General features: G+C 71.8%; 13 protein-coding genes. 7 read left to right on the forward strand and 6 right to left on the reverse strand.

Annotated elements, in window-relative coordinates; genetic code table 11:
• Window positions 1–11: 11 nt before the first annotated feature.
• The 3 genes from ACGF0J_RS15725 to ACGF0J_RS15735 all read right to left on the reverse strand — a co-directional run bounded on the left by ACGF0J_RS15725 (window position 12) and on the right by ACGF0J_RS15735 (window position 2,836).
• Entirely contained in the window at window positions 12–695 is a 684-nt protein-coding gene (locus tag ACGF0J_RS15725) for a response regulator (RefSeq protein WP_393146170.1), read from the reverse strand.
• Window positions 692–1,849, reverse strand: a complete 1,158-nt coding sequence (locus ACGF0J_RS15730; RefSeq protein WP_393146172.1) for a sensor histidine kinase — start codon at window positions 1,847–1,849, stop codon at window positions 692–694. The genes ACGF0J_RS15725 and ACGF0J_RS15730 overlap by 4 nt, the downstream gene beginning before the upstream one ends.
• Window positions 1,850–1,975: 126 nt before the next feature.
• The gene (locus tag ACGF0J_RS15735) at window positions 1,976–2,836 is read right to left on the reverse strand and encodes a RecB family exonuclease (RefSeq protein ID WP_393146174.1); all 861 of its coding nucleotides are present in this window, start codon (window positions 2,834–2,836) and stop codon (window positions 1,976–1,978) included.
• Between the two features lie 157 nt (window positions 2,837–2,993).
• Here ACGF0J_RS15735 and ACGF0J_RS15740 point away from each other — a divergent pair, with 157 nt between their 5' ends.
• Both ACGF0J_RS15740 and ACGF0J_RS15745 read left to right on the forward strand, forming a co-directional pair.
• Window positions 2,994–4,088, forward strand: a complete 1,095-nt coding sequence (locus tag ACGF0J_RS15740) for a site-2 protease family protein (RefSeq protein WP_393146176.1) — start codon at window positions 2,994–2,996, stop codon at window positions 4,086–4,088.
• A 331-nt stretch (window positions 4,089–4,419) separates the two neighbouring features.
• Window positions 4,420–6,021 carry an FHA domain-containing protein gene (locus tag ACGF0J_RS15745; RefSeq protein WP_393146178.1) on the forward strand — a complete coding sequence of 534 codons (1,602 nt, stop codon included), beginning with the start codon at window positions 4,420–4,422 and terminating at the stop codon, window positions 6,019–6,021.
• 58 nt (window positions 6,022–6,079) lie between these two features.
• Here ACGF0J_RS15745 and ACGF0J_RS15750 read toward each other — a convergent pair whose 3' ends face one another.
• A complete protein-coding gene (locus tag ACGF0J_RS15750) occupies window positions 6,080–6,622 on the reverse strand; it encodes a hypothetical protein (RefSeq protein WP_393146180.1) in 543 nt (180 codons plus the stop codon).
• Between the two features lie 185 nt (window positions 6,623–6,807).
• Window positions 6,808–7,896, reverse strand: coding sequence for a GNAT family N-acetyltransferase (locus ACGF0J_RS15755; RefSeq protein WP_393146182.1), 1,089 nt, complete (start codon window positions 7,894–7,896; stop codon window positions 6,808–6,810).
• A 55-nt stretch (window positions 7,897–7,951) separates the two neighbouring features.
• Between ACGF0J_RS15755 and ACGF0J_RS15760 the strand changes: the two genes are divergently transcribed.
• From ACGF0J_RS15760 to dop, 4 genes are all read left to right on the forward strand, one after another.
• The gene (locus tag ACGF0J_RS15760) at window positions 7,952–8,812 is read left to right on the forward strand and encodes a tRNA (adenine-N1)-methyltransferase (RefSeq protein WP_101786804.1); all 861 of its coding nucleotides are present in this window, start codon (window positions 7,952–7,954) and stop codon (window positions 8,810–8,812) included.
• A gap of 204 nt (window positions 8,813–9,016) precedes the next feature.
• The gene (arc, locus tag ACGF0J_RS15765; protein ID WP_393146184.1) at window positions 9,017–10,780 is read left to right on the forward strand and encodes a proteasome ATPase; all 1,764 of its coding nucleotides are present in this window, start codon (window positions 9,017–9,019) and stop codon (window positions 10,778–10,780) included.
• 187 nt (window positions 10,781–10,967) lie between these two features.
• Entirely contained in the window at window positions 10,968–12,098 is a 1,131-nt protein-coding gene (locus ACGF0J_RS15770) for an acyltransferase family protein (protein ID WP_393146186.1), read from the forward strand.
• Window positions 12,099–12,184: 86 nt separating this feature from the next.
• Window positions 12,185–13,699, forward strand: a complete 1,515-nt coding sequence (gene dop / locus ACGF0J_RS15775; RefSeq protein WP_393146188.1) for a depupylase/deamidase Dop — start codon at window positions 12,185–12,187, stop codon at window positions 13,697–13,699.
• A gap of 14 nt (window positions 13,700–13,713) precedes the next feature.
• Here dop and ACGF0J_RS15780 read toward each other — a convergent pair whose 3' ends face one another.
• Window positions 13,714–14,136 carry a hypothetical protein gene (locus ACGF0J_RS15780; protein ID WP_393146190.1) on the reverse strand — a complete coding sequence of 141 codons (423 nt, stop codon included), beginning with the start codon at window positions 14,134–14,136 and terminating at the stop codon, window positions 13,714–13,716.
• A 148-nt stretch (window positions 14,137–14,284) separates the two neighbouring features.
• Here ACGF0J_RS15780 and ACGF0J_RS15785 point away from each other — a divergent pair, with 148 nt between their 5' ends.
• Window positions 14,285–14,494, forward strand: a complete 210-nt coding sequence (locus ACGF0J_RS15785; RefSeq protein ID WP_101786800.1) for a ubiquitin-like protein Pup — start codon at window positions 14,285–14,287, stop codon at window positions 14,492–14,494.
• Window positions 14,495–14,528 lie beyond the last annotated feature (34 nt).

The raw sequence follows: 14,528 nt of genomic DNA on the forward strand, positions 1-14,528 counted from the left end.
CCTCCCGCCCGTCAGGACAGGGCGCCCGGAGTGATCAGCCCGGTCTCGTACGCCAGCACCACGGCCTGCACCCGGTCACGCAGCCCCAGCTTCGTCAGCACGTTGCCGACGTGCGTCTTCACCGTCGTCTCGCTGACCACCAGCTTCGCGGCGATCTCCGCGTTGGACATGCCCTTGGCGATCAGCCGCAGCACCTCCAGCTCCCGCTCCGTCAGCCGGTCCAGCCGCGCCGGCGTCGTCTGCTCGTACGCCGACGGCAACCGCGCCGCGAACCGGTCGAGCAGCCGCCGCGTCACACTCGGCGCCACGATCGCGTCGCCCGCCGCCACCACCCGGATCGCCTGCACCAGGTCGTCCGGCGGGACGTCCTTCAGCAGGAACCCCGACGCGCCCGACCGCAACGCCTCCACGATGTACTCGTCCAGGTCGAACGTCGTCAGCACCAGCACCTTCGGCACGTGCGCCGCGGGCGCCGCCTCCCGCACGATCCGGCGGGTCGCCTCGATCCCGTCGACGCCCGGCATCCGGATGTCCATGAGCACCACGTCGGGCAGCAACGCCCTGGTCTGCTCCTGGGCGTCCTTGCCGTCGCCCGCCTGCCCCACCACGGTGATGTCCGGCTCGGCCTCGAGGATCAGGCGGAACCCCGTGCGCAGCAGCGGCTGGTCGTCCACCAGCAGCACTCTGATCGTCATCGTCCGTCCTTCAGCGGGAACCTCGCCCGCACCTCGAAACCGCCCCCCGGCCTCGGGCCGACGCTGAGGATTCCACCATAAAGGGCCACGCGCTCGCGAATGCCCACCAAGCCGTGACCCGGCTGACCGGCGGGCCGCGCCTCGCCGCCGCCGTCGTCCGCCACGCTGACGTCCAGCTCGCCCGGCAGGTGCCGCACGGTCACCAGGGCCCGCGCGCCCGCCCCGGCGTGCCGCAGCGTGTTGGTGAGCCCCTCCTGGACCAGCCGGTAGGCGGCCAGGTCCACCCCGGCCGGGACCGCCCCCGCGCTGCCCTCCACCGTCAGCCGCGTGACCAGCCCCGCCTCCCGCATCTGCGCCACCAGCGCCGGCAGGTCGCCCGTTCCCGGCTGCGGCCCCAGCTCGGCCCGCGCGTCCGCGCGCAACACCCCGACGATGTTGCGCATCTCCGCCATCGCCATCCGGCCCGTGTGCTCGATCGCCGCCAGCGCCTCGCGCGCCAGCTCCGGATCGGACGCCAGCACCTTGCCCGCCGCCGACGCCTGCACGGTCATCACGCTGACATGGTGCGCCACCACGTCGTGCAGCTCGCGGGCGATCCGCGACCGCTCCTCCGCCCGCGCCGCGCGCGTGTCGGCCGCGTGCGCCCGCTCCAGCCGGGCCGCGCGGTCCTTCAGCTCCTCCAGGTACGCCCGGCGCAGCCGCAGACTCCTGCCCGCCCCCCACACCGCGACCAGCACCACCACGACCATGAGGTGGTCGCTCACGCCCAGCCCCGCCGTGGACCCGGCCAGCGCGCCCGCCAGGTACAGCGTGCCGGCCAGCAGCAGCGCCCCCAGCGCCACCGCCAGCCCCCGGTAGGACGCCACCGAGTAGAGCATCACCAGCCCCGCCAGCCCGGCCACACCGGTGCCGTAGCCGAGCGCGGACAGCACGGTCTCGGGCGCCAGAGCCGCCCACAGCCCCGCCACCGGGCATCGCCTGCGCACCGCCACCGGGACGCAGGCGAGCAGCACCAGCGTCACCCCGGACGCGTCGGGCGGCCGCAGCCCCGGGGCGGGCGGCTCGGGCCCGTACAGGACGAACAGCGCCACCGAGGCCGCCGCCACCGCCACAGCCAGCACCGTGTCGGGAAGCAGAGTCCGGTCGATGCGCACCGCTTCAATGTAGGGCCGGGCGAAAGCCGCCAACCTCCTCCCAGGGGAGGAGACGACCTCCTGCGAAAGAGCCGGACCCGGCCCGGCACCGGGCGCGTCCCGCAGGGCGCCCGCGCGAACGGACCCCTACAACTCGTCGGTGGCGGCGCGGCGGCTGCTGCGGACGGTGTCGCCCGGCTGCCGGTCGGGGACCGGCGGCGGGGTGCCGCCGAACTCCGGGCACAGCGCCTGGTGGTCGCACCAGTCGCACAGCCGGCTGCGCCGCGCCCGCCACTCGCCCGACCGCAGCGACCGCTCGATCGCCTCCCACAACGCCCGCACCTTGCGCTCGGTCGCCAGCAGGTCGGCCTCGTCGGGCGCGTACCGCAGCACCTCGCCCGACCCGCCCAGGTAAACGAGCTGAAGTAACCGCGGCACCTCACCGCGCAGCCGCCACAGCACCAGCGCGTAGAACTTCATCTGGAACAGCGCCTTGGCCTCGAAGTCACGCGTCGGCGCGCTGCCGGTCTTGTAGTCGACGACGCGCACCTCGCCGGTCGGCGCCACGTCGAGCCGGTCGACGTAGCCCCGCAGCATCAGCCCCCCGTCGAGCACCGCCTCCACGTAGAGCTCCCGCTCGGCGGGCTCCAGCCGCGTCGGGTCCTCCAGCGTGAAGTAGCGCTCCAGCATGCCGCGCGCCTGGGCCAGCCACTCGGCCTGCTCCGCCTCGTCGGCGAACATCTGCGCGTAGGCCGGCTCGTCGGCCAGCAGCCGCTGCCACTGCGGCTCCAGCAGCTCCAGCGCCGCCCGCACCGAACGCCTCGGCGCCGGCAGGTCGTAGAGCCGCTCCAGCACCGCGTGCACCACCGTGCCGCGGACCGCCGCCTGGGACGGCCGCTCCGGCAACTGGTCGATCACGCGGAACCGGTAGAGCAGCGGACACGTCATGTAGTCGCCCGCCCGGGACGGGGAGAGAGCTCCGATGATCACCGGCTCGGTCGACGTCATGCACCGCACTCTAGGTCAAGAAGCCGACAGAATAGACCTCGCCGGGATCGGGATCACGTGACCGGGCGCGTAGCATCGAGGCAGCGCCGGCATGGGACACACGACGAGGAGTGCGGTGAGCGAGCAGAGCCCGCGACAGGAGTTCTCCGGTCTTCGGATGGGGAGACCGTTCGGCATTCCGGTCTACGTCTCGTGGACCTGGTTCATCGTGGCCGCGCTCATCACCTGGGTCATCGGCGGCCGCGTCCAGGACATGCTGCCCCACCTCGACCAGGCGGTCGCCTACGCGGTGGCGTTCGTGTTCGCCGTGCTGCTCTACGTCTCCGTGCTGCTGCACGAGCTGGCCCACAGCGTGCTCGCCAAGGCCTACGGCCTGCCGGTCCGCCGGATCACCCTCTACCTGCTCGGCGGCGTGTCGGAGATCGAGAAGGAGCCGCCCACGCCGGGCAAGGAGTTCATGGTCGCCGCCGCCGGGCCGGCGCTGTCCCTGGGGCTCGCCGGGATCGGGCTGGCCGCCGACGTCTACCTCTTCAACGGCGGCGGCATCCCCGAGGTGCTCGTCTGGCAGCTGTGGGTGGCCAACCTGATCGTCGGCGTGTTCAACCTGCTGCCCGGGCTGCCGCTCGACGGCGGCCGGATGCTGCGCGCCGGCGTGTGGAAGCTCACCCGCCGGCCCGTCACCGGCACCGTCGCGGCCGCCTGGGGCGGCCGGGTCCTCGCCGTGCTGCTGATCGTCTCGCCGTTCGCCATGGCCATGATGAGCGGCCAGGAGGTCGACTACGCCAGCCTGCTGTGGCCCCTCGTGCTCGCCTCGTTCATCTGGATGGGGGCCAGCCAGTCGCTCAGCGTGGCCCGCATCCGCGCCCGCATCCCGCAGGTCAACGCCCGCGGGCTGGCCCGCAGGGCCATCCCCGTCACCGCCGAGACGCCGCTGTCGGAGGCGCTGCGGCAGGCGGCGGAGCAGCGGGCCGGCGCCCTCGTCGTCGTCGACCACGAAGGCCGCCCGGTCGCCATCGTCAACGAGACGGCCGTGCAGGCCACCCCGGAGCACCGCCGCCCCTGGGTGAACGTCGGCTCCATGGCCAAGTCGCTGGAGCCGTCGCTGGTGCTCGCCGCCGATCTGGAGGGCGAGCCGCTCATCGACGCCATGCGCGAGACCCCGGCCGGCGAGTACCTCCTCGTCGAGCGGGGCGGCGAGATCTACGGCGTGCTGGCCACGGTGGACGTCAACCGCGTCTTCACCGGCGTCTGACCTGTCCCGCTCGAAGAGCCGGCACGAGCGGCTAGGGTCGTAGCCGGCTGATCGGCCCGGAGCGCGCCCCCGGAGGTTCGAGGAAGCGACGGCTGGCCGATAGGGTTCCGTTCGACCAGACTTACAGGGTCAAGGGTTCTGCCGCGGCCGCGTCCGTCCCGGTCCCGAGACGGGACGGCCGCCGCGGCGTCCCGTCGTCCGGGTACGCGTTGGGCCGGCCGGCACGGCAGTGCGGTTCCGTGCCACCGCCGGCTTCCGGGGAGGAGAGTTGAGTGACCGAGCGCAGCGAGGCCACCGATGACCGCGGCACCGTCGGCATGAAGGAGGACTCATGACCGGCCAGGGCTTCGGGCTGGTGCGCCCGCTTCCCGGCGACGGGCTGGTCGCCTACCTGGGCGGGCTGCTGCTGGCCTGCGACGCGGGCGAGGCCGCCGCCGATGACCTGATCGAGGCGCTGCGCTCCACGGCCGCCGCGGGCGGCGACGGCAGGGCGCTCGCCCGCCGCGCCGCGCAGGTGCTCGCCGCCAACATGACCGGCGACCCCGCCACCTGCGCCGTGGCCGGCCCCGTCGGCGACGGCGGTGTCGCGGTCCTCGTCAGCGGCGCGGCCGCCGCCACGATCAGCACCGCCGACGGCGAGACGCGCCTGTCCGGCAGCGACTCCCTCACCTGGGCCGACCGGCTCATCGGCGGGCCCGTCACCCGGGTCGAGCTCACCCTGCCCGGCGCCGGGCGGGCCCACCCCGCCGTCCGGTTCGACGGCGGCGTCGTCCACGGCGCCGGCCTCGCGGGCGAGTTCGGCGAGCAGACCGCCGCGCCGGCCCGCCAGCTCACCAGCGAGCTGCCCAACACGGCCCTGCACTTCGAGCCCGACCTGGCCCAGGCGGCACCCGCGCCCGTCCAGCCCGCCTCCGCCCAGCTTGCGCCGGAGCCCGTCCAGCACGAGCCCATCCAGCACGAGCCCATCCAGCACGAGCCCGTCCAGCACGAGCCCGTCCAGGCCGCCCCGGACCCCGTCCATGCCGTGCCCGCCCCCGAGCGGCCCGTGGTCAACAACCCGCCCTACCCGATGTCCGGCGACCACCCGCCCGCGGCCCCGAGCCTCCCCCCGGCGCAGCACTCAGCGCCCCAGCACGGCTTCCAGCCCGGCCCGCCGTCGGGCCCCCAGGCCGCCGAGCCGTCCCCCTACCGCCCGGAGCACTACGACTCCTTCTCCAGCCTCGACGAGCCCGCCCCCGCAGGGAACGGTCCCGCCTCCGGCGACTACGACCAGCCGGGCCGGGCCGGCCCCTTCGGCCAGCCCGGCCAGCACCTGTCCGCCGTGCCCGACTACTTCGACGCGGGCCCCCAGCAGGCGCCCGAGCACGCCGACCAGCCCGGGCCCCAGCCGGTGGGCGCCCCGGAGCCCTACGAGCAGCCGGCGCAGCAGGACCAGCCCGACCGGCCCGACCACGGCGACCGGCCGCTCGTCTACGGGGTCGACTGCAAGAACGACCACTTCAACGACCCGCGCGCCTCCTACTGCGCGGTCTGCGGCATCGCCCTGGTGCAGCGCACCCTCGTCCCGTACAAGGGGCCGCGCCCGTCGCTCGGCGTCCTCGTCCTCGACGACGGCACCGCGCTGCCGCTGGAGTCCGACTACCTTCTCGGCCGTGACCCCGAACGCGCCCCCGAGGTGGCGGGCGGCTCCGCCAGGCCGGCCAAGGTCACCAGCCCCGACGGCTCCGTCTCGCGCCGCCACCTGCGCGTCGCGCTCGACGGCTGGGACGTCAACCTGGTGGACCTCGGCTCGGTCAACGGCACCCAGATCCAGCCGCCGGGCGATCCCAACTTCTACGACATCCCGCCCAACGAGCCCGTCACCATCGCCCCCGGCACCACCGTCCGCGTCGGCGTGTCCCGCACGCTGCGCTTCGAGCCCCACCGCGGCTGACCTCCCTGCCCGCCGCCTCCCTGCCCGGGGCGTCAGGCGGCCGGGGCCCGACCCCGCCTCACCTGGGGGCGGGCCAGGAGACCGGCACGGGGGCCGCCGGCAGGCGACGCGCGCGGGGCACGGCGGCGCCGGTGAAGGCCTGCACGCCGCGCAGGATCCGGACGGCCGCCTCCAGCCCGTTGGCCGCCTCCAGGGCGCGTCCGGCGGCCGTCGCGAAGCGGCCGAGCAGGTGCTCGTCGCACTCGCCGAAGTCGCGGCCGGCCACCCAGACGAGCACCTCCTCGCACCGGACCGGCGGCACCGGCGGCACCGGCACGGCCAGGAACCCGGGCTCGCCCACGGAGGCGTCGCGGGGGAGCAGGGCCCGGCCTGGCGACACGGCGAGGGCCTTGAGCACCCCCGACCCGGCCAGCCATTCCCGCACCCCCAGCGGATCGCCCGGTGGCGCGTGGACGTGGACGACGGTGGCCCGCTCGCCGAGCGGGTCCACCCGCGCGAACCCGGCGCAGGGGGCGCCGGTGACCGCGGCCGCGGTCCGGGCGAGCCGGTCGTGGAGCTCAGCGGGGTCGAGTCCGGACAGCGAGGTCATCAGCTGGCGCATGGCGGCATCGACACGGTTGCAAGGCATCCTGGTGTCCCTCGGCAGGAGGGGGCGAGGTGGCGCGGCCCCGGTCACGGAAGTATCAGTGGCGGTGACCCGGAGTATCACCCTCCGCGCGGCACTTGACCAGACCCCAACGGGAAAGGGAAATTTCTGCCGTTTCCGGGCGCGAAGCGGAAGAAGACCTACCGCGGCCGCAACCGTACCCACTGCACGTCGTCCGACCGCGTGCCGTCCGCGCCGGGGAACAGCTCCCGGTGCACGCACTCCCGCTCGAACCCGGCCCGCGTCAGCACCGCGTGCGACGCGGTGTTGCGCGCGTTCGTGCCCGCCACGATCCGGTGCAGCGGCGTGTGACCGAACGCCCAGTCCACCAGCAGCCGCACGGCCCGCGTCATGAACCCCCTGCCCCGGAACTCCGATCGCAGGCAGTAGCCCACCGCGGCCTGACCCAGCGTCGGCGCCACCTGCACCAGCTGCAACTGCCCGGCGAAGCCGCCGGACGCCGCGTCGCGGACCGCGAGCTCCACCCGCTGGCCCGAGACCCACCAGTAGCCCGTGTTGCGGCAGCGCCGCTCGTCGTCCTCCGGCGTCGTCGCCGGCCCGAAGCGGTAGGCGGCCACGCTCGGCTCGGCCATCATCGCGTGGAAGTCGGCGGCGTCCGCCACGTCGAGCGGGGTCAGCCGCACCACGCCGTCGGTCAGCTCACCGCCCTTGAACGGCGGCAGGTAGGGCGGCTCACCCTCGCCCGGATCGCCGGCCAGCCTGGACAGCTCGATGACGTCGACGCGGCGCCCGTCACGCGCCACCCTGACCTCGCGCCGCCGCCCCTCCTCGCGGAACCCCGCCCGGTAGGCCACCCCGAGGCCGGCGACGTTCTCCACCGCCACCTGGAGCTCCACCCGGTGCACGCCCTGGTCGAACAGCCACCGCGTCACCGCCCGGACCGCCCCGGTCGCCACCCCCCGGCCACGCGCCGCCGGCGCCACCAGGTAGCCCATCTCCACCGCGCCCCACCGGTCGGGCGGCCGGACGCCGACGGACCCCACCCGCGCGCCGCCCTCCGTGATCGCGAACTCCGCGCCGCCGTCACGCCACCGGTCCGCGGCCGAGGCGAGGTAGGCGCGGGCGTCGTCCGGCGTGTACGGCGAGGGCAGCGACAGCCAGCCGGCCGCCTCCGGGTCGTCGCATGCGGCCACGATCGCCTCGGCGTCCGCCTCGACCGGTGGGCGCAGCACCAGCGGGCCTGCGGAGATCACGTCACGGGGGAGCATCCCCCATAGATACCGCACGTCAGAGACCCCTCGAAAGCCCGATAACCTTGCCGCCATGGGTTTCCGCAGGCATGGGCCGTTCCAGGTGGGGGACCAGGTGCAACTCACCGACCCCAAGAACAAGCGCCACACGATCACGCTCAAGCAGGACGGCGTCTTCCACACGCACAAGGGCGCCATCCCGCACAGCGACCTGATCGGGCAGCCGGAGGGCTCCGTGGTGCGCTCCTCCGGCGGCACCCAGTACCTCGCCTTCCGCCACCTGCTCCAGGACTACGTGCTGGCCATGCCGCGCGGCGCGGCCGTCATCTACCCCAAGGACGCCTCGCAGATCGTCGGCATGGCCGACGTCTTCCCCGGCGCCCGCGTCATCGAGGCCGGCGTCGGCTCCGGCGCGCTGACCTGCTTCCTGCTGCGTGCCGTCGGCCCCGAGGGGCACGTCACCTCCTACGAACGGCGCCAGGACTTCGCCGACATCGCGCGGGGCAACGTGGAGAAGTTCTTCGGCGCCGAGGAGGACGGCCCGGCGGGCAACTGGCGGCTGGTCGTCGGCGATCTGGTGTCCGCCATCGACGAGATCGACGTCGACCGGGTGATCCTCGACATGCTGGCCCCCTGGGAGTGCGTCGACGCCGCCGCCAAGGCCCTCACGCCGGGCGGCGTGATCTGCTGCTACGTGGCCACCACGACCCAAATGTCGAAAACGGTCGAGGCGATTCGCGATCACGGGAGTTTCACCGAGCCCCACGCGTGGGAGACCCTGGTTCGCGACTGGCATGTCGAAGGGCTCGCCGTACGTCCCGACCATCGGATGATCGGGCACACGGGTTTCCTCGTCACGGCCCGTCGCATGGCGGACGGCGTCACACCCCCGCCGCGCCGCAGACGACCGAAGGGAACCACCGAGGAACTATGACGATTTGGCCACGAGGGTGCGTTGTCGCCTGACACGGGAACATGCGCCCGTGTTCAGATGCTGGCAGTATCAAACGCACCATTAGGGATAATTCACCGAACACTGTATGTCACTCTACGAACACTGCCCGGCCAGGTTACGGAGGGGCCCGAGATAGGTAAGGTCCTAAGTAGTCGCCCTCGACTGGGAAGGAGGTGACGGGGCGTGGCAGCTCGCGATGATGCTGAGGCTCGAGCCGCGCAGCGCGAACGGGAGGTCGCTGATCTTTCAACACAGGTCTCCTTCCTGCAGGAGGAGATCACCGCGCTGAGGCGGAAGCTGGCCGAGTCACCCCGTCAGGCCAGGGTCCTCGAAGAGCGCCTTCACGAGGCACAGGCGAATCTCGCGGCCGTCACCGGCCAGAACGAGCGCCTGGTCGCCACACTGAAGGAGGCCCGGGACCAGATCGTCGCCCTCAAGGAGGAGGTCGACCGGCTGGCGCAGCCGCCATCCGGTTTCGGCACCTTCCTAGAGGCCCGAGAAGACGGCACGATCGAGGTGTTCACCGGCGGCCGCAAACTGCGGGTGAACGTCAGCCCGGCCGTCGACGTCGACTCGCTCAGGCGCGGCCAGGAGGTCATGCTCAACGAGGCGCTCAACGTGGTCGAGGCACTCGGCTACGAAGAGGTCGGCGAGATCGTGATGCTCAAGGAGATCCTCGACGGGGGATCGCGCGCCCTGGTCATCTCACACGCCGACGAGGAGCGCGTCGTCCGGCTCGCGGAGTCGCTGGTCGGCCAGCCCATCAGGGCCGGCGACTCGCTGCTGCTCGAGCCCCGCTCGGGCTACGTCTACGAGCGCATCCCCAAGTCCGAGGTCGAGGAGCTCGTGCTCGAAGAGGTCCCCGACATCTCCTACGAGGAGATCGGCGGACTCTCACGCCAGATCGAGCAGATCAGGGACGCCGTCGAGCTGCCCTACCTGCACGCCGACCTGTTCCGCGAGCACAAGCTGCGCCCTCCCAAGGGAGTGCTGCTCTACGGCCCGCCCGGCTGCGGCAAGACGCTCATCGCCAAGGCCGTCGCCAACTCCCTGGCCAAGCAGGTCGCGGAGAAGACCGGCCAGTCCGGCAAGAGCTTCTTCCTCAACATCAAGGGCCCCGAACTGCTCAACAAGTACGTCGGCGAGACCGAGCGGCACATCCGCCTGGTCTTCCAGCGCGCACGGGAGAAGGCCTCCGAGGGCACCCCGGTGATCGTGTTCTTCGACGAGATGGACTCGATCTTCCGCACCCGAGGCTCCGGCGTGTCGTCCGACGTCGAGAACACCATCGTCCCGCAGCTCCTGTCGGAGATCGACGGTGTCGAAGGCCTGGAGAACGTCATCGTCATCGGCGCCTCCAACCGCGAGGACATGATCGACCCGGCGATCCTGCGGCCCGGCCGCCTGGACGTCAAGATCAAGATCGAGCGGCCGGACGCCGAGGCGGCCAAGGACATCTTCTCCAAGTACCTCGTCGAGGACCTCCCGCTCCACCCGGACGACCTGTCCGAGCACAGCGGATCCCGCGAGGCCACCATCCACGGCATGATCCAGAGCGTCGTCGAGCGGATGTACACCGAGAGCGAGGACAACCGCTTCCTCGAGGTGACCTACGCCAACGGCGACAAGGAAGTCCTCTACTTCAAGGACTTCAACTCCGGCGCGATGATCCAGAACATCGTCGACCGGGGCAAGAAGATGGCCATCAAGCAGTTCCTCGAAACCGGCCAGAAGGGCCTGCGGGTGCAGCACCTGCTCACGGCCTGCGTGGACGAGTTCTCCGAGAACGAGGACCTGCCCAACACCACCAACCCCGACGACTGGGCCCGCATCTCCGGCAAGAAGGGCGAGCGGATCGTCTACATCCGCACCCTCGTCTCCGGCAAGCAGGGCGCCGAGGCCGGCCGCTCCATCGACACCGTCGCCAACACCGGCCAGTACCTGTAACACCACGATCACCGACCGAAAGGGCCGCGCGGGAAACTCCCGCGCGGCCCTTTCCGTTCGGCCCCCGCCCGGCGGCCACCTCTGCCACCCTGGAGACGCCCCCGCGCGGCCGGCGCGAGGGCGCCCATCGGGGGGAAGCAGTGCCGGATGTGACTCCTGGAACCGATGTGACGGATGTGACGTCCAAGTGATCGTGCACACCCGCAACCGGCCGCGGCGCGCCCAGGGAGACGGCAGGCTCGCCGAACTCGACCTGCTGCGGTTCGTCGCCGCACTCGCCGTGCTCGCCTTCCACTACCTCGTCGCCTACGCCTCCGTATGGGGCGACAGGCCCGCCGAGCTCTTCCCCGCCGTGGCACCCCTGGCCGGCCTCGGCATCCTCGGTGTCGAGCTGTTCTTCGTGATCAGCGGATTCGTCATCCTCATGAGCGCCTGGGGGCGCGGCCTCGGCGCCTTCGCCTGGTCCCGGCTCGTCCGCTTATACCCCGCCTACTGGCTGAGCCTGGCCGCCGTCGCCGCCCTGTACGGGCTCACCGCCGCCAAGGCCCTCGACCCCAAACTCTCCACCGGCGACTACCTGCTCAACGCCACCATGTTCCAGCGGCTGTTCGGCAGGACCGACGCCACCGGCGTCTACTGGTCGCTCTGGGCCGAACTGCGCTTCTACTTCCTCATCGCCATCCTCGTGATCATCGGCATCACGTACGCCCGCGTACTGATCTTCTGCGGCCTGTGGCTCGCCGCCGCCCTCGCCGCCGAACTCCTCGGCCACGAACTCCTGACCGAGATCTTCATGCCCCGCTACGCCCCCTACTTCGTCGCCGGCATGGCGCTCTACCTCATCCACAGACACGGCAACGCCTGGCTGCCCTGGCTCTACGTCATCGCCGCCTGGGCCATGTCCATCCCCTCGGCCCTCGGCCGCGTCCACAGCCGCATCGACGCCGCCGGCTTCGCGAACATGCCCGTCACCGACGCCGGCGTCATCCTCACCGTCACCGCCATCTTCACCGTCGTGGCCGTCGTCGCGCTCGGCATCGTCCGGCTCCGGCCGTCCAGAACCCTCACCGCCCTCGGCGGCACCACCTACCCGCTCTACCTGTTCCACTCCGTGCTCGCCGTCGCGCTCGTCCCGCTCCTGCACGACCGGATGCCGCCCTGGCTCACCGCCACGCTCACCACGCTGGCTGCCGTGCTCCTGTCCTATCTCGTCTACTCCTTTGCCGAACGGCCCATCCAGCGCCTTCTCCGGCCACGCCGACGACCCCCGGCCCACCCGGCTCCCGCCGTACAGGTCGAAAAGGCGTCGGTGCCATAACTCTGTGACCCTGGGGCACTGTGAAGGGCATAGGCTCGGGCATATAAACGGCGGATAGGCAGATCCGGACGAACAGAGGGTGTTGCATGACGGTGCGTCGGGTGATGGGCATCGAGACCGAGTACGGCATCTCCGTACCAGGTCAGCCGGGCGCCAACGCCATGGTGACCTCCTCCCAGGTGGTGAACGCCTATCTGGCCGCCTCGGCGGCCCGCGCCCGCCGGGCGCGATGGGACTTCGAGGAGGAGAACCCCCTGCGCGACGCGCGCGGCTTCGACCTGGCCCGGGAGGTCGCCGACCCGAGCCAGCTCACCGACGAGGACCTCGGCCTCGCCAACGTCATCCTCACCAACGGGGCGCGCCTCTACGTCGACCACGCTCACCCCGAATACTCCACGCCCGAGTGCACCAACCCGCGCGCCGCCGTCATCTGGGACAAGGCCGGCGAGCGGGTCATGTACGACGCGGCGCAGCGCGCCTCGGCCATCCCGACCAACGCGCCCATCCAGCTCTACAAGAACAACACCGACGCCAAGGGCGCCTCCTACGGCTGCCACGAGAACTACCTCATGCGGCGCGCCACCCCGTTCGCCGACATCGTCCGCCACCTGACGCCGTTCTTCGTCTCCCGGCAGGTCGTCGTCGGCGCCGGCAAGGTCGGCATCGGGCAGGACTCGCGCGGCGAGGGCTTCCAGATCAGCCAGCGGGCCGACTTCTTCGAGGTCGAGGTAGGGCTGGAAACCACCCTCAAGCGGCCGATCATCAACACGCGCGACGAGCCGCACGCCGACCCGGAGAAGTACCGGCGGCTGCACGTGATCATCGGCGACGCCAACATGTCGGAAATCTCCACATATCTGAAGCTGGGGACGACCGCACTCGTCCTCGCGATGATCGAGGACGGCTTCCTCAGCCGCGACCTCACGGTCGACAACCCGGTCCAGGCCCTGCGCGCCGTCTCCCACGACCCCACCTGCCGCTACGAGATCCCCATGCGCGACGGCCGCAGGCTCACCGCCGTCCAGCTGCAGATGGAATACCTCGAACAGGCGCGCAAGTACGTCGAGGAGCGCGGCACCGCCCAGGAGGAGATGAACAAGGACGTCCTCGACCGCTGGGAGTCCGTCCTCACCCGCCTGGCCGAGGACCCCATGCAGCTCGCCCGCGAACTCGACTGGGTCGCCAAGCTGGAGCTCCTGGAGGGCTACCGCACCCGCGACAAGCTGCCCTGGTCCCACTCCAGACTGCAGCTCGTCGACCTCCAGTACTCCGACATCCGGCCCGACCGCGGCCTGTACAACCGCCTGGTGGCCCGCGGCCGCATCCAGCGGCTCGTCACCGAGGACGAGGTCCAGCGGGCCGTCGAGCACCCGCCCACCGACACCCGGGCCTACTTCCGCGGCCGCTGCCTGAGCCAGTACAGCGAGTCGGTCGCCGCCGCCTCTTGGGACTCGGTGATCTTCGACATCCCCGGGCGGGAATCCCTGCAGCGCGTCCCCACCCTCGAACCGCTCCGCGGCACCAAGGCCCATGTCGGCGAGCTGTTCGACCGCTGCCGCACCGCCGCCGACCTCGTCGCCGCCCTCACCGGCGGCGACTGACCCCCGCGCGGCGCCTACGCCAGGAGTCCGGCCCGGAGCAGCCCGACACCCAGCAGCAGCGTGCCCGCCGCCAGGCAGCCGCCGCCGAGCAGGGTCAACCTGATCAGCCCGTTCGGTTTGGTGTCGCCCGGCCGGATCACCGACAGGAAGAAGCCGAGCGGCATCAGCACGGGCGCCGCCACGATGAGCACGCGCGTCAGCGCCTGCAGCACTCCCGGCAGGTCGGTCTGGTCGACGTACGGCATCGCCACCAGGCCGAACAGGACGAGCACGCCGGCGTGGGCGTGCCCGGCCCGCCAGAGCCCCCGCCGGACGGGGTTGTCCAGGTAGCCGGGGACGTCGCGCATGAGGAACCTCAGCAGCGTCGCGCCGCCGAAGGCCACTCCGGGCACGGTGACGAGCATGACGCCGGCCAGGGTCAGGGAGACGGGGGACATCGGACACCTCCTGTGTGAACGTCGGCCCAGTATTGGATAGGACTGCTATCTAGTCAAGTCGGCAAGATCGCGAGGCGATCCGCGCGCATTGTCGGTCCGTTCGGGGAAGATATGCCGTAGAGGCAGTCCCCCCGAGTGGAGGTAGAGCATGGCAACCAAGGACACCGGCGGCCAGAAGCAGGCCGGTCGGCGCGAGGCCGAGGTCGAGGAGACCGAGGCGTCGGCCGCGTCCGACGTTCAGGAGCGCCAGGAGAAGCTCACGGACGACGTCGACGCCATCCTGGACGAAATCGACGAAGTTCTCGAAGAGAACGCAGAGGAGTTTGTGCGGTCATACGTGCAAAAGGGCGGCGAATAGGGGAAAACGGACAGGGTGAAGCGAGTCGAATCGG

This window comes from Nonomuraea sp. NPDC047897, from assembly GCF_043204415.1.
In the GTDB taxonomy this organism is placed as follows: Bacteria; Actinomycetota; Actinomycetes; order Streptosporangiales; family Streptosporangiaceae; genus Nonomuraea.

Bases quoted from the DNA above. Each gene is read 5' to 3' on its own strand.
- ACGF0J_RS15725 (WP_393146170.1), bottom strand. From the start codon at position 695: ATGACGATCAGAGTGCTGCTGGTGGACGACCAGCCGCTGCTGCGCACG.
- ACGF0J_RS15735 (WP_393146174.1), bottom strand. From the start codon at position 2,836: ATGACGTCGACCGAGCCGGTGATCATCGGAGCTCTCTCCCCGTCCCGG.
- ACGF0J_RS15740 (WP_393146176.1), top strand. From the start codon at position 2,994: ATGGGGAGACCGTTCGGCATTCCGGTCTACGTCTCGTGGACCTGGTTC.
- ACGF0J_RS15745 (WP_393146178.1), top strand. From the start codon at position 4,420: ATGACCGGCCAGGGCTTCGGGCTGGTGCGCCCGCTTCCCGGCGACGGG.
- ACGF0J_RS15750 (WP_393146180.1), bottom strand. From the start codon at position 6,622: ATGCGCCAGCTGATGACCTCGCTGTCCGGACTCGACCCCGCTGAGCTC.
- ACGF0J_RS15755 (WP_393146182.1), bottom strand. From the start codon at position 7,896: ATGCTCCCCCGTGACGTGATCTCCGCAGGCCCGCTGGTGCTGCGCCCA.
- ACGF0J_RS15760 (WP_101786804.1), top strand. From the start codon at position 7,952: ATGGGTTTCCGCAGGCATGGGCCGTTCCAGGTGGGGGACCAGGTGCAA.
- dop (WP_393146188.1), top strand. From the start codon at position 12,185: ATGACGGTGCGTCGGGTGATGGGCATCGAGACCGAGTACGGCATCTCC.
- ACGF0J_RS15780 (WP_393146190.1), bottom strand. From the start codon at position 14,136: ATGTCCCCCGTCTCCCTGACCCTGGCCGGCGTCATGCTCGTCACCGTG.
- ACGF0J_RS15785 (WP_101786800.1), top strand. From the start codon at position 14,285: ATGGCAACCAAGGACACCGGCGGCCAGAAGCAGGCCGGTCGGCGCGAG.